This window comes from Caulobacter sp. CCG-8 (assembly GCF_037402475.1).
Taxonomy (GTDB): Bacteria; Pseudomonadota; Alphaproteobacteria; order Caulobacterales; family Caulobacteraceae; genus Caulobacter.
In genome coordinates, this window is the sequence record NZ_JBBEUD010000010.1 from 65,646 (window position 1) to 79,245 (window position 13,600).

The window sequence follows — 13,600 nt, forward strand, 5'->3', positions numbered from 1 at the left end:
AGTGGTCGGGGGCAGCTAAATCTCGTAGGGAATGCCATACTTGGTTGCCATCGCCTCGTCCAGCAACTCCACTTCAGCGTCGCCGAGTGTGTCCCAGACTTCGCGAAGAGCCGACAACTGTTCGTCGGTCAGACTGAAATCGGTACTCAAAATTTGCAGAGTGCCCGCGACCGAAATGCGAGCCTGCATAAGAGCGTGAGATGCGCCTCTCGACGGCATCGTCTCAAGGCGGATTTCACGCAGAAAGCCTGCGCAGACATCTACATAGGCTGCGACACCTTTTACTTCTTCAACGCTAACCTTAGGGCCCGCCTCTGTGAGGCTGAGGACGAACTGTCTCGCGGTACCCACTGCCCACGAGGCTGCGTAGACCGGTATCGCAAGTGCCTCGTTCCGCTGATCTGTCGCGTGTTTGGCTTGCTTCTCGGCAATCGTGGCGGCGTGGCGTGCCTGCTCACGCCCGATATAAATTGCACCAGCGATCGCCAACACACTCCCGATCGCTTGCGTCCAAGCGGCGGCGGTCTGGCTCCCGAGCGCGTGCATCAAGGAGGGGAGATCCTTCCACCCGACTACCGCGCTAATCATGACAGGCATGACCAGCACGTAGGCCAAGCCAAGACCAAGCAGCCACTTTTCGCTTTTCGGCTTCATAACAGCCAAGCTCGCACGATTCCCGCGAGTGGTATGCTAGTGCTGCCGCTTTGGCTGAACGCGGAGGAAGCCAATGTCCAAGCCGCCCGCAGAGGCTCCCGATCCGATCGACGTACACGTCGGCAAGCTGATCCGGGCCAGGCGACGCGCGATCGGCATGTCGCAGGACGAACTGGCGCCGGCGATCGGCGTGTCCTTTCAACAGGTCCAGAAGTACGAGCTGGGCAGCAACCGCGTGAGCGCGTCCAAGCTGTTCGCTATCGCTCAGGCGCTTGGGGTGCCGGTAGGGACCTTCTTCGCGGACCTGGAGGAGGCCGGAGCGGATCTGTCGGTGCTGTCGGAGTTCGGGGACTTCTTGGTCCTGAACGGCGCAGCGGAACTGGTGAAGGCTTATCGAAAGCTCTCGACGGATCAGCGGCGAGTCCTCGTCGATCTGGCCCAGGTCATGGCCGGGTCCTGAAACCCGCCTGCGAGGCCTGCACGTGAGCGCCGCCCGCCAACTTGGCCCGATCACCGAGGAGCGCTTTCGCGAGGTGTTTTCCGAGGGCGCCCTGGCGTGCGCGAAGGTCGCAGCCAAGCTCGTCGGCCTTGACGCCGACACCCTGAATGAGATGACTGATCAGGGGATCATCAGGGCTGTCCGCCGCGGGCGTTTGCGCAGTTGGACCGAGGCCGATCTCCGCGCCTATCTCCTGGAAGGACCCGATGCGCCTGAGCGCCAGAGAAAGCCGAAGCCGACCAGTCCGCCAGGGCATGGCCGCGTCGTGCCTTTCTCAAAACGCGCCGGGGCCGCCAAGCGGCGAGCGTAGGCCATGAGCGTCTACAAGCCCGCCAAGTCCCGGTTCTACCAGTACGACTTCCGCTACAAGGGCAAGCGCTACACTGGCTCGACGGGCGTCGAGACGCTGCGCAAGGCGGAAGCCGTCGAGCGGCATATCCGGGGCGAGGTCGCCCTCGGTCTCCACGACGACCAGGCCGGCATGACGCTCGACCAGGGCGCGGGCCAATGGTGGGAAGAGGTCGGCAAGCACCTCCGCACCGCCAAGGACGTCGAGCGCCGCCTGGAGACCCTGCTGCGCCTTATGGGCAAGGATACCCGTCTGGTCGACATCAACACCCGCAAGGTGTCGGTCGCGATCGAGAAGAGGCGAGGGGAGACCTACCAGAAGGCGCCGGATAAGCCGGGCAAGCCGGCCAAGCGCTACCCGGTCGCGAACGCTACGGTGAACGCCGACATCATCAGCCCGCTTCGCCGGATCCTGCGGCGGGCCGAGACGGTCTGGGAGGTCAAGCCGATCGCCAAGATCGACTGGAAGGCGCTGACCCTCGCCGAGCCGGAACCGGAGATCCGGCTCTACACCGCCGACCAGCGCGCGGCTTGGATCGGCCAGTGCGATCCCGTCGCCGGCCAAGCTTTGGAGTACCTCTTGCGCTACGGCCTGCGCCTCAACGAACTGTTCTTCGCGCCGGCCGCCTATCTCCCAGCCGACGAGTTCGCCGGGCCGCGCCTGGCGATCAACAAGCGCAAGCGTGGCGTGATGCTCCTACCGCTGCGCGAGGATGACGCCCGTGACGTCGCTGCCCGCGTCGGTCGCGCCCAGGCCGCGGACCTGGAGACGATCTGGTTCGAAGAGATCGTGCTCCCGGCGTGTGGCAAGCGGCCGGAGAAGATCATCCTGGAGCCGCTGTCTTACTACGGCCTTCAGGCCAGGCTCCGGTCAGCCGCCAAGCGCGCTGGCATCAACATGGCCCGCGTCATCCACGGCGCCCGCCACCATGCCGGCACGATGATGTTGGGGAAGACGGGGAACCTGAAGCTGACGCAGCAGCTCTTGGGGCATGCGGATATCAAGTCGACATTGAGGTACGCTCACGCCCTCGAGGCAGATTTGCGATCAGCATTGGAGGAAAGCCCCCCTCAAGAGAGCCGCGCATCGCAAGCGAAAAGCGCCCGAAAGCGGTAGTCCGGCAATCGGACCTACGGGGGGATCGAGAGTGTCAGGCTCAGCCTGTAAGACGCGCGCCCATGCATTCGCCTGCGCTAACGCCCAAGGTTCTCTCGTGGAGGATGCGGCGGCCAAAACTCTCCACCGTCGCGTTCAAACGATATTGCGACGGAATCTCAGAAAATCAGCGAGAGAAAGCGCCGCACACGAGGGTGGACGCAACCTTAGCCAAGTCGCCCTGAAAGCTCTCAAGGATGTCGCGGATGTCCCGCTCGGCCGCTTGGGCCGGGGTCTCTTCGCGGTACCCGACGATATCGAGCATTTTTTCGCTAGTGACCGGCATGGTCTCCTCCGGGCGCTCTCTCTCAACGACGCTCATGTCTAAGCTCCATCGGCTTCGCGCTGCAATCTTTTAAAGAACCGAGGGTTAAGATCGGGTGGAAAATAGTGCTTCCGCTTGATCCATACAAATCCCTCCGCCTTCGAAATGACGGCGACATCGATCTCGCCGCCAACCGTTTCGCGATCCCTTGTAACACGCCGCTTCAACGATGTGATCTCGATCATTGAGGCGGCCAGCGTTGCGAGTTCCTGCGTCGGCATAAAGCGGATCATTTCCACAATCGGCGTCATGAATGTCTTGTTCCGATATTCGAGCAGTTTCGTGGCCAGTTGCGTCCTCACGTGATCGAAAAAGCCATGAACCAACGTAAGCGCCGGTGCCGTCGGCGCGGTGCCGCCAGAGGCCCCGGTCGCCTTCTCGACAATTTCGGCAAACAACTGGCCGAGGCTCTCGTCCACGTATTGTTCGTAGCGCGGGTCGACGCCGTTCAGAAACGTGGACACCATGTCGTCCTGCGCGAAGCCGATCATCTCAGCGACGGGGCCGCCTCTGTCGATGTCAATTTGTTTGAGAGTGACGGACTTCAATCGACCGAAGACCATCCCGTCGATTTCGATTGCCTCAAGTGACGGGCAGTACTCGTCCTTTCCAAAGCCCGTAACCACAATGCCAGTTCTAGTTCCGGAAAGTGGTCCCTTTTGAAGGGAAAGCAATCCGCAGGTCACTAGTGCCGTGCGATTCGCCTTATTAAGCTTGTAACTTGAAAAGTGTGCCCCCAAGGCGCTCTCAACAAGGGGTTGCCATGCGGTTGACGCACCTTTCGGTAGCTTAGAGAAAAAACCCTTAATTGTAGGTTCCGATTTTCTCGCAATCAATTCGGCGTCGACAATAGTCTTTATCGACTCATTTATCTTGCTCTCGAGATACTTACCGCGACTTTTAATGTCGGAGAATATTTTTTCCTCCACACGGCGAAATATGTAGCCAAAGTATTGGTAAAGAATATTAAACTCATTTTTGAGTTGTTCGTTGCTGTTTGCCGGGACCTCAAGAGAAAGAAATTTCACGAAGTCCTTCAGATAATCCTTGACGTGTGGAAATGACTTGCGTCCAAGCCGCTTTCTGTACCGCTTGATCAAGGCTTCAAGCGGAAGTCCCATGTAGTCAAGATTGCCATAGATCATGATGCCGATCGGCTCATGCTCGCTCAGCTCAAAAATCTTATTAAATCCGTTGTAGATCTTGGCGCTACCGCCTTGGCCAATCGTACCAGCGCTATCAGCCGCCAGCGCTACGGCCGACCGATTCAGTATAGCGATTTCCGCAGTCATCCGCCTGCCCCACTTGGCGACTCAATGCATGCGTTCAGCGTTGCAGTGATTGCTCGCCTTGGTAAGTCGAAATGTGAGCAGGGCGCTAAAGACGCGCCTTCGATCCCGAAATAGTCCCGAACCGCCGCCGCCGTTACACTCGCAACTCATTACTGGATATGGCCTTTCGGCAGTGGCCCCTCAGCCTTCCTAAAGCGAAGGTCAGGGGTTCGAGTCCCTTCCGGGCCGCCAGGCGGCTTGTCGCGACCACCTAAGACCGCCCCAATGACAACTTAACGCTGTAGATAATGAGGCGCAGTCGCATTACTCGGCTAGGGGCGTCCGTACGGGTCATTGCTAGCAGCCAAGCTCCAGGCATTCAGATAGGTCAGGCACGGCCGCTCTTACGTTGTGGAGAGACCGGGGTCTGCGCCTATTCAGTCGGTGGGAAATTTCAATCTGAACAAAGTCCGCAGCACTCGTTGGATGACTTTCCGGTAGTCCTCCACGTCGCTATCGGACACCTCCACCGTTGCCCGTTGGTGGGTGAGATTGTTCCGCAGGTCGTAGTAGTGGCTGACCTTGGTCAGTAGCGTCTGCGGTAGGGTGACTTTGGAAGCTACGTCCTTGATGACGTTAGTCCGACTGGTCATCAAGTTTGCCAAAAAGGAATTGGTGTACTTGTGTGCCGGAAATAAATCCTTCCGATGGACGATAAATTCCTTGAGGGCGATCTCGAAGTTACTGTCGAGCAGCATCAAAGCTGCACGGTTTCTGGTCTTGAACCGCCGTTGATCACCGATGACGTCCACCAGGCCCATGGCCTCGACGAGGCCGAGGGTCCAAGGCTGGTCGCGGATAATCTTGCTGTTATCTTCCATCACCTGCTCGAACCGGCTTGGAAGCTTCGTGCTGGGAGGGCGCGGCAGAATCTTTTTTCGCCCGGAGCTCGCCTGAGCAGGGTCAAGCTCCTCCATGGTGCCAGAGGTCTGCGCGATGATCTCGTCCCGCTGGTGCTTGGTACGTCGGGACACCTGCGAGAAGTAGCTGATGAAGTCTATAATTCGTCCGCGCACCGTCATGAACGCAGGATGGCTGTAGGTGATGCCGCTTTTGCTACTGTTCCACGGCATGAGTTCCGCCGGGCCGGTGAACCTAACCACTACGCGGGCGAGCGAAGCATCCGGGTGTGGGACACCAGCCTCTGAGGGGACGTAGTAGCCGACCTCGCGAACCTTCAGCTCCTTTACGACGAGACGGTTGTTGCATTCAAAGTAGACGCCGTAGTTTTCACCCTCGGGAACCCGGTCTGTGATCAGACCGCCTGTGATGTCCACGTCAAGAAACTTGCCTGGCGAGGGCTCAATTCGGAAAGCCACGTGTTTGGGGGAGAAGTCCGGTGGATAGGCCCACGCGTCGATGGAAATCGGTTTGACCAGGGTTTTATTGAGGTAGATTTCGCAACCCGCGTTAATGAACCAAGAGTATATTTCGCCCAGACGATCGAGCAGCATATCTGCGTCGTCGTTGTCGAACCTTTGGCGCACCTTTGTGATGTCCACGGTCGTGGTCCCCGGATCAATGTCGGGGATTTGGAAGATGTCGAGTGTCCAGTCAGGATTCTCCACCCACTCCCTAGTGAGGTCGATCTGAATGCTAGTACCGTCGCCTCGCCGGGTCCTGATCTCGACCAGTTCGCCCAAGGCTACGCCTGCCCGTTTGCCGCCAACCCCGAAGATGCCAATCGATCCGTGATCCAACGGGTTGCCGCTCGCACCGGGGGCAATTAGGAGCTCCGCGTCCTCTTCAGCGACTCCCCCTGCATTGTCGCGCACCTGGATGAACTGCCGATCAGCGTCGAGCGTGATCTCAACCCTGAAGCCCGCTTGTTTGCCGTTTGAAAGCCAGTGGTCAATCGCATTATCGACCAGCTCACACAGCCCCGTTTGCAGATCGTAGTCGCTAATGATCGACAGGAAGAGGCGCTTCTTCGGCGTGCCGTCTACCGTGGTCAGGAATGTCTTCCGAGTGACCTTTGCCACTGATCGCCCCAAAGCTAAAAGCCGACGCTGCGTTCCACCGTGAAGCTACCACCTTTTCTTTGTAGGGTTGCGATGCTGATTAACTCAACTACTTTGTCAGCCTGCGGCAGCGGAATGGCGCAGCATCTGCTGCCACATGAATGGCGGCCGGGCATCACACTCCGATGGTGCTTATCCAAGTGAGAAGTGCAGCAGCGAACCACCTGCACGCTGAAGCTGAAGCTGGGACAGGCCATCACTTGCTTTCCATCCATCCATGGCTGGACCGCGCGCTTCGTTTGAAAGCCAAGTGGTCGCCTATCTAAGCTACGCCAGTTGACTTTCGATTGCGTCTGAGGGCCTCGCAAACTAGACGATGGTGGCGCTTTCGTTGTAAGAATTTGAGTTTGGGGCAGCCGTGAATCCGTCGTCGGCACTGGTCAACCGCATCTGGCGCCTTTGCACCCTTCTTAGAAAGGATGGGGTCACATATCAGCAGTATGTAAACGAGATTACATACCTAATTTTCCTAAAGATGATGCAAGAGCGGGGGCTGGAGGACAGGCTCCCGGTGGCGTGCCGTTGGAGCAGGCTGCTGCAACCCGGGGGCGACCTCCTGGGGGCCTACAAAGAAATTCTCAAGGGGCTGCGCTCCGCGCCGAGTGCAGAGGGCAACCTTGCCATTGTCTTCTCCGATGCGACTACGATCGTCCGGGACGAGAACAATCTTCGGGCCCTGATCGAGGCGATCGACGAGTTGCCTTGGTACGATAATGGCCGGGACAATTTCGGGGACATTTACGAAGGCATTCTGGAGCGGAATGCAGAGGAGTCGAAGCGCGGTGCGGGGCAATACTTCACGCCGCGCGTGGTGGTGGACGCAGTTGTTACTGCTATGCGACCGCAGCCGGGGGAAACGGTACAGGACCCTGCGGCTGGGACCGGGGGGTTTTTGATTGGTGCTGATGAGTATGTGCGTCGGCAGTCGTCGGACTCTATTGGAAGTCGCATGCGTCCCCGCCCTAAGCCGCTCAGGTTTGTGGCTATGGAGAATGTGCCCGACACTTACCGCCTTCTGCTCATGAACCTGACGCTACATGAGGTCGACACGGGCGAAATCTATCTAGGCGATACTCTCTCTAAAGATCATCTGAAACTGCAGGCAGCGGATTTAGTGCTATCCAATCCGCCGTTTGGTCCCGCAGGTGGCCGGCCGACGCGAGACGATCTAGAGTTCACAGCGGCCGTATCCAACTTCCAGCTCCCGTTTGTCGAGCATTGCCTAAAGGCGCTGAAGCCAGGCGGGCGCGCCGCCATCGTCGTGCCGGATAACGTTCTCTTTGAGGACGGCAGGGCTCGGGACCTTCGTCGCTACATGCTCGACGAATTCCATCTACACACGCTCCTCCGACTGCCGGCTGGCATATTCTACGCGGCCGGGGTCAAAACGAACGTGCTTTTCATAGCTAAGCCGCTGCATCAGGAAGATCGCCGCACATGGGTCTACGACCTGAGGAGCAACATGCCAACGTTCGGCAAATCTGCTCCGCTTCGCGACGCGGCCCTCGCCGAGTTCCTGGCCTTCTATGGCGAGCGGAGCGACGGGTCGGATCGAAAAGGCCTTGCGGCCAACGCTACTGGAGCCCGCTTCAGAGAATTCGGCCGCGAAGACCTCGCTTCACGCGACGATGATCTGGACATTGTATGGCTCAAGGACGCAGGCACCTCACCTGAGGACGATCTGACTGATCCAGCGGCGATTGCCGCTGCGATGTCCAGCCACCTGCGACTAGCGATAACTACGTTGGACGAGATCGCCGCAACCCTGAAGCAGACCGAGGCTGCAGAACGCGATGACTGAGCGCTGGCGCGTTCCCGCGTCTTGGCGTTGGAAAGCCTTACGGGAAATCGGTATCGTCGTCGGCGGCGGCACGCCCAACACGCGTGTGGCTGGCAACTTCGATCCTAGCGGCACGCCGTGGATCACGCCGGCAGATCTGTCGGGATATTCACGGCCCTATATTAGCGGCGGCAGGCGCGCCTTAAGTGCCCGCGGGCTCGCGTCCTCTGGAGCGACCCTTCTCCCGCGCAGTTCGGTGATGTTTTCTTCGCGCGCCCCGATCGGATACTGCGTGATCGCAGAAACCGAGATGGCCACGAGCCAAGGCTTCAAAAGTTTGATCCTGAATGCGGCAATGTCGCCGGAATACGTTCGATATTATCTGCTCGCCTCAGTCGACTATGCGACCTCCCATGCTCGGGGCACTACGTTCAAGGAGCTCTCCGGCGCGAAGTTCGGATCGCTGAGAATCCCGGTGGCGCCGCCGCAGGAGCAAATTCGCATCGCCGGGCGCCTCAAAGAGGCGAACGACCGGATCAGCCAGGCCAACGCCGAAATCGTGGCGACGCAGCAAACGATCCGCACGCTTCGCGCTGCGGTTCTTCGAGCAGCCTTTTCTGGCCAGCTGACGCGCAAATGGCGCCGCGATAATGTTTTGGAGTCGTCTGCAGATCTTGTGGCGCGTACCGCCGAGATCGAAGCGACCGTAGGGGGGCGGGCCGCGACCGACCGGGTCGTCGAAGGCGGCGTGGCCCTACGCATAAATGGTCGTGAACCCGCCTTGCCCGACGGTTGGTCGTGGCAATCCCTGCTTCGGCTGGCGAAACAGGAAACTGGCCATACGCCAAGCCGAGCGACGCCGGCATATTGGGACGGTGGAGTGCCCTGGGTTGGGGTGAAGGACGCGGCTAGCCACCATGGCCGCGTTATTAATGATACGCTTCAGACGATCAGCGAGAGCGGTTTGGAGAACTCGTCGGCGCGTATCTTGCCTGTGGGCAGCGTCTTGCTGTGTCGGACAGCAGCTTCGATCGGGTACGTCTGTCGGCTAGGCCGCCCCATGGCCACTAGCCAGGACTTCGCGGCCTGGGTTTGCGGTCCCGCGCTTAACCCCGCCTATTTGACCTACCTTTTAATGGGCGAGCGTGACCTCCTGAAGCGACTTGGGCGAGGCACCGCCCATCCCACCGTTTACCTTCCCGAGATCAGAGCCTTCTCTATCGCTCTGGCCCCTCTCGAGGAGCAGGCGGAAATCGTGTCTCGGCTGGATGCGCTGTTCGAGCGATTAGCGTGGATCGAGACTGAGGTCGACGCGGCTGCGAACCTCATGCCCAATCTGTCGAGACGACTTCATGACCGCGCCTTTCGCGGTCAGCTAGAGCTCCAAAAGCCTAATGACGACGATGTCGACGTGGCCCTTTCTGAGCATGCACCTGAGCTGGGAGAGAAGATGCCCAAACGACGCGTAGCCCAGCGAGGCTCGCCAAAGGCAAATGACCCGCCCCTCGCCGACCAGCTGTCCGCCAAATATGATGTCTGGCCTGCGTCCGGATACTCTTTCGAGGACTTGCGGGAAGCCTTGACCGGCGCCTATGACGATGTGCGAACCGCTATCTTTGCCGAGTTGCGCGCTAAGCGCCTAGCGCAGCGGTTTGACGAACGTCGCCGTCTAATGGTCTTCGTCAGGGGCGACGAATGAAGCTGTCTCTCGTCGAAATACATTCCGCCGAGACCTGTGGGGGGCTGCTGGATGGCCTTCGGGTTGCTTTGCGGCGGCCGCCCCGCGAAGGCCATGATCGCTTCGACCCGATCTGCCTGATCGGTCCGAACGGGGCGGGAAAATCTCAGCTCCTGCAGATTGTCGCCGAGGCGTTCCAAGCGGCTTGGAATGTCGCCAGCCAGGCGCAGGAACGAGAAGCAGCCAACAATACATTGCGTTTCACGATCGAGTATCAAATCGGGGTAGGCGAGGAGGTCGTTGACGTCCGGATCGTTCGCGCTATCGACGACCAACAGCCACGTATGTTCACAAAGCTGGATGGGGACTGGTCTGAACTTGATCTAGAAACGGCAGGCCCGAAGTTCCTGCCTGCGGTTATCGTCGGCTACACGTCGGGAGAAAACGAAACTCTAAGCCTTCCCTTCCTTGTGAGTCGCTCGTCCTACGCCGACGAGGTCGCGAAAAACGCCAAGACAGCGCGCAAAGACACCGACGCGCCCGAACCGCGACTAATGCTGATCGACTACGGAACGCATTTCGAGGTCCTTCTGGCCAATCTTCTGCTCGGTGAGGCCGACGTTCGTGCCAGGTTGCTGGCTGCCCCCAAGCTTAACGACATCTCATCGTTCCGGTGCGTCATCCAGCTGGCGCACGGAGCGGCGCCGACAGCGTCGTTGGAGACCAAGAAAAAGGTCGGGCGCAGCAAGCAGGTTGAACTGACCGAAGAGCTGGATCTTATTATCCAATCACTCCAGAGAGCTGCCACCACTTGGCATTATGATGAGAAGAAGGATACGTATATCCTCGACTTTCTTGTCGATGATCAAACGCGGGCTGCGTTCAACTTCTTCTTCACCAGCCCGCTCAATCTCTATCGATCGCTTCACAAAATCGCCATGCTGAATGATCTCGCTCTGTCCAAAGATGCGCGCGACCGCGTCCGCAGAGCCGTCAACGAGCGGCGGTTCGCGAGTCGACTCCCCGAACCAACGGATGACGACAAGATTTTCCGTTTTGAACAGGTAACCTTCCGTTCAGGCGAAGATGAAGTGGACTACGCGTCCCTATCTGACGGCGAGCATCAACTCGCCCAAATCCTCGGCGTCTTCGCCATGGTGGACCATGACAACGCGCTTTTTCTACTCGACGAACCTGAGTCTCATTTCAACCCCCAGTGGCGCGTCAAGTTTGCAGAGCGGATTCAAGCCGTGCGTACCGAAACAGCGAACGGCAGCCGACAAGAGGTTATGCTGACCACTCACGCGCCCTTCCTGCCCTCAGACTTGCCCAAGGACTCTGTGCGCATACTGAGCCGGACCACAGATGGCCGGCTACAGGCTCGGATCCCCGAAGAGGAAACCTTCGGTGCCAGCTTTGACCGAATCCTGGATATTTGTTTCGAAATCGCCCCCCCGATCGCCAGCGCTGCGCGAGACGAGATTGGAAAGATGTTCGAGATCACAGATCCAGACGAGCTTGAAGCGGCGATTGCGACTTTGGGAGACTCCAGCAAAAAAGCCTTGCTGGTCGGCCGGCTAGCTCGCCTTCGGACCTCTCTCTGATCCAATGTTGTTCTATTATTCAGCGGGAGCGGCAAACGACAACAACTGGCTTCACAGCTGGTTCGTGACCGCACTCACCTCATGCATGGATGCCGTCGATGCCACGCAGGATCCTCCTGCTTGGGATGTAGTGACAGCTGACCATGCCGTTGAACTGTCGAACCGCCCTGTCGTGGAGAGGGAGTTCTTCGCGATAATCGATGCCTACCGCGAGTCCACGCCAAGTGAACGAGTAACGACCCGAAAAGCCTTGGCGGTCCAGAATGATATTAGCCAGGCGTGCGCCACTGGCGCCTGCCTGCGCACGTCCGACCTGCCCGAACCTGTCGGACACGCTGCTGTCGTGTTTGGTGAGCGTCTGTTCTGGCTGGTAGGTCAGCTGGGTGTCCGCAAGGCGCACTACAAACAGATTTGGGATGAGCTGGCGGACAATGTCTGTCCGTTCTGCGCTCTGTACGACCTCGAACACCCTGAATTGCCCGCGGAAGATCTAGACCACTACCTCTCCCGCAAAATCTATCCATTCGCGGCGGGTAACCTGAACAATCTCGCGCCGATGTGTTCGCGCTGCAATATGGACTATAAGAAGTCCAAGGATGTGCTATCCGGCGCAGGGGACGTACAGCGCCACTACCCCTACGACGTCGCCGCTGCCGGCACCGTTGATCTTAGGGGAAGCCGGTTCTTTGAGAACGGCGACGACCAGCCTCCGGAATGGGTCATATCGCTGAGTCCGCAGGCGAAAGCTGACGAATGGGATCGAATATTCGAAATCCGCAAGCGCTATAGACTGAATGTTCTCGATCGGCGATATCTGGAGTGGTTGAGCCATTGGGTAGAAGCTTTGCCGGAGGGGGATTTCTCACCCGCGGCATTGCGGGACAATCTTCAGGTGTCGGCTGTAGGCTGGGCGCGGCTCGGTCTCCAAGAAAAGTCGTTCCTCAAGGCGGCTTATCTTGATGCAGTCCGCGAGACTTTGCTTCAAGACACGGCCGAGAGTCGACAGCTCCTAACTGTAATCCTCAGCCTTATATCCATGCGTCGAGACCCAACCGCGGCCTGAGCGCCTTCCAAGGGTTTGCGCGATCTTTGATGGCGCGAAGACGGGAGTGGTGAGAAGCAGCTAAGAGTCCGTTTTCTCAAGTCGGCTAGGTAGGATGTGAGCCATCTTCGACCGGTTCAGGCCGATAGCTGAGGTGTTGCTGGAAGTTCGGGTGAGATCGAGGCAACCGCGTCGCCCCACAAGTCGATTGCTCGAGGTGCAGCCAATCTCACTCGCACGCCCCATTGCCAGATCCGGTCGCACCCCGTTGGGGTTCGGTCGCCGCGCTCTTCATTGCATTGCCGGTGCTTGAGTAGGCCGTTTGCGAGGATCCTAAGCCCGCCAATAGCCCTCGGGTCTACGTGGTCGAATGTCGGATAATGCGGGCCTCGGCGCGCGCCTTGACCTGGAGGGCCTATGGGGCGCGCGCAGCCTGCACACAATCCTTGCTGAGCCCAGCGAAGTATTTGTTTTTGCTTTTGCCGATTTCTGTTCTTACGGCTCACCATGCACCTCGTATGTGCGATTTCGGTATGGATCAATGAGGGTTGTTCTATGCTCTAAACTGACCCGTCTTTTCTAAATATGGGGCGACCTAATCTCGATGCATTTTAGTGCATCAATCCGTTTAGCAAGATAATATCTTGCATAGACTCACATTTTCCACATGAATTCGACTGTTAACCCACCGGCGACCTCTCGCGACGCCTTGCGCGCGAGCCAGCAACGCCACGCCTAGACGTGTGAGCTGTCGGGGCCTCTAGAGGAGCAACGATTAGGATCAGCCAAAACCCGCCAAGGGCGGAGAAGCTGGGTCTGGGAGAGCGCCAACTCTCCCAGGAGCCCGGTTCCGGAGCGAATCCGAAACTCGCTTGGTCGCGAGCGGAACTCTCTCCTCACAAGCCGAAGAAGTCAACGGCTCCTGTCGCGCCGAACCCTTCGCCACGCCTGTGCTCCGCCTCCCTGAGGAAAAATGAAGGAGAGGATCCATGAACTACCAGACACCTAGGTTGGAGCGGCACGCCACGCGCCGGCGCTCAAAGCCTCTGTCCTTTGACGAGGCCATACAGGCCCCCCTCAGAAAGGGCAAAGCCGGCACGGAAGCCGTTTTTGAAGCAGCCTCAGCGACACTTGTCCTGGCCGCCGACGGTGTGGGCTGCTG

Annotated in this window: 11 protein-coding genes; 7 read left to right on the top strand and 4 right to left on the bottom strand. The window is 58.8% G+C overall.

Annotated elements, in window-relative coordinates; translation table 11 throughout:
• Positions 1 to 15 precede the first annotated feature (15 nt).
• Complete coding sequence (locus tag WAE60_RS11750; RefSeq protein ID WP_337686601.1) at positions 16 to 654, bottom strand: hypothetical protein; 639 nt, start codon at positions 652 to 654, stop codon at positions 16 to 18.
• A 73-nt stretch (positions 655 to 727) separates the two neighbouring features.
• On the opposite strand from WAE60_RS11750, the gene WAE60_RS11755 reads away from it, so the two are divergent.
• Genes WAE60_RS11755 through WAE60_RS11765 form a run of 3 tightly spaced genes read left to right on the top strand, consistent with a single transcriptional unit; the run spans position 728 to position 2,618 of the window.
• Positions 728 to 1,114, top strand: coding sequence for a helix-turn-helix transcriptional regulator (locus WAE60_RS11755; RefSeq protein WP_337686603.1), 387 nt, complete (start codon positions 728 to 730; stop codon positions 1,112 to 1,114).
• 22 nt (positions 1,115 to 1,136) lie between these two features.
• Positions 1,137 to 1,463 (top strand): hypothetical protein, encoded by a 327-nt coding sequence (locus tag WAE60_RS11760; protein ID WP_337686605.1) that lies wholly within the window; start codon positions 1,137 to 1,139, stop codon positions 1,461 to 1,463.
• Positions 1,464 to 1,466: 3 nt separating this feature from the next.
• Positions 1,467 to 2,618: a tyrosine-type recombinase/integrase gene (locus tag WAE60_RS11765; protein WP_337686607.1), complete on the top strand. Its 1,152-nt coding sequence runs from the start codon at positions 1,467 to 1,469 to the stop codon at positions 2,616 to 2,618.
• 166 nt (positions 2,619 to 2,784) lie between these two features.
• Here WAE60_RS11765 and WAE60_RS11770 read toward each other — a convergent pair whose 3' ends face one another.
• The 3 genes from WAE60_RS11770 to WAE60_RS11780 all read right to left on the bottom strand — a co-directional run bounded on the left by WAE60_RS11770 (position 2,785) and on the right by WAE60_RS11780 (position 6,295).
• Entirely contained in the window at positions 2,785 to 2,979 is a 195-nt protein-coding gene (locus WAE60_RS11770) for a hypothetical protein (protein ID WP_337686609.1), read from the bottom strand.
• Positions 2,980 to 2,981: 2 nt separating this feature from the next.
• The gene (locus tag WAE60_RS11775; protein ID WP_337686611.1) at positions 2,982 to 4,274 is read right to left on the bottom strand and encodes a hypothetical protein; all 1,293 of its coding nucleotides are present in this window, start codon (positions 4,272 to 4,274) and stop codon (positions 2,982 to 2,984) included.
• A 416-nt stretch (positions 4,275 to 4,690) separates the two neighbouring features.
• On the bottom strand, positions 4,691 to 6,295 hold the full coding sequence (locus WAE60_RS11780; RefSeq protein WP_337686613.1) for an ATP-binding protein: 1,605 nt from the start codon (positions 6,293 to 6,295) through the stop codon (positions 4,691 to 4,693).
• Between the two features lie 397 nt (positions 6,296 to 6,692).
• On the opposite strand from WAE60_RS11780, the gene WAE60_RS11785 reads away from it, so the two are divergent.
• From WAE60_RS11785 to WAE60_RS11800, 4 genes are read left to right on the top strand one after another with little or no spacing between them, the layout of a single operon-like run.
• Entirely contained in the window at positions 6,693 to 8,135 is a 1,443-nt protein-coding gene (locus WAE60_RS11785) for an N-6 DNA methylase (RefSeq protein ID WP_337686616.1), read from the top strand.
• Positions 8,128 to 9,813, top strand: coding sequence for a restriction endonuclease subunit S (locus WAE60_RS11790; protein WP_337686617.1), 1,686 nt, complete (start codon positions 8,128 to 8,130; stop codon positions 9,811 to 9,813). The genes WAE60_RS11785 and WAE60_RS11790 overlap by 8 nt, the downstream gene beginning before the upstream one ends.
• Complete coding sequence (locus WAE60_RS11795) at positions 9,810 to 11,396, top strand: restriction system-associated AAA family ATPase (protein WP_337686618.1); 1,587 nt, start codon at positions 9,810 to 9,812, stop codon at positions 11,394 to 11,396. The genes WAE60_RS11790 and WAE60_RS11795 overlap by 4 nt, the downstream gene beginning before the upstream one ends.
• 4 nt (positions 11,397 to 11,400) lie before the next feature.
• On the top strand, positions 11,401 to 12,459 hold the full coding sequence (locus WAE60_RS11800; RefSeq protein ID WP_337686619.1) for a hypothetical protein: 1,059 nt from the start codon (positions 11,401 to 11,403) through the stop codon (positions 12,457 to 12,459).
• Positions 12,460 to 13,600 lie beyond the last annotated feature (1,141 nt).

What these genes read in the sequence shown, in the direction of transcription:
- WAE60_RS11755 (WP_337686603.1), top strand. Translation starts at nt 728, where the DNA reads ATGTCCAAGCCGCCCGCAGAGGCTCCCGATCCGATCGACGTACACGTC.
- WAE60_RS11790 (WP_337686617.1), top strand. Translation starts at nt 8,128, where the DNA reads ATGACTGAGCGCTGGCGCGTTCCCGCGTCTTGGCGTTGGAAAGCCTTA.
- WAE60_RS11800 (WP_337686619.1), top strand. Translation starts at nt 11,401, where the DNA reads ATGTTGTTCTATTATTCAGCGGGAGCGGCAAACGACAACAACTGGCTT.
- WAE60_RS11770 (WP_337686609.1), bottom strand. Translation starts at nt 2,979, where the DNA reads ATGAGCGTCGTTGAGAGAGAGCGCCCGGAGGAGACCATGCCGGTCACT.
- WAE60_RS11765 (WP_337686607.1), top strand. Translation starts at nt 1,467, where the DNA reads ATGAGCGTCTACAAGCCCGCCAAGTCCCGGTTCTACCAGTACGACTTC.
- WAE60_RS11795 (WP_337686618.1), top strand. Translation starts at nt 9,810, where the DNA reads ATGAAGCTGTCTCTCGTCGAAATACATTCCGCCGAGACCTGTGGGGGG.
- WAE60_RS11750 (WP_337686601.1), bottom strand. Translation starts at nt 654, where the DNA reads ATGAAGCCGAAAAGCGAAAAGTGGCTGCTTGGTCTTGGCTTGGCCTAC.
- WAE60_RS11775 (WP_337686611.1), bottom strand. Translation starts at nt 4,274, where the DNA reads ATGACTGCGGAAATCGCTATACTGAATCGGTCGGCCGTAGCGCTGGCG.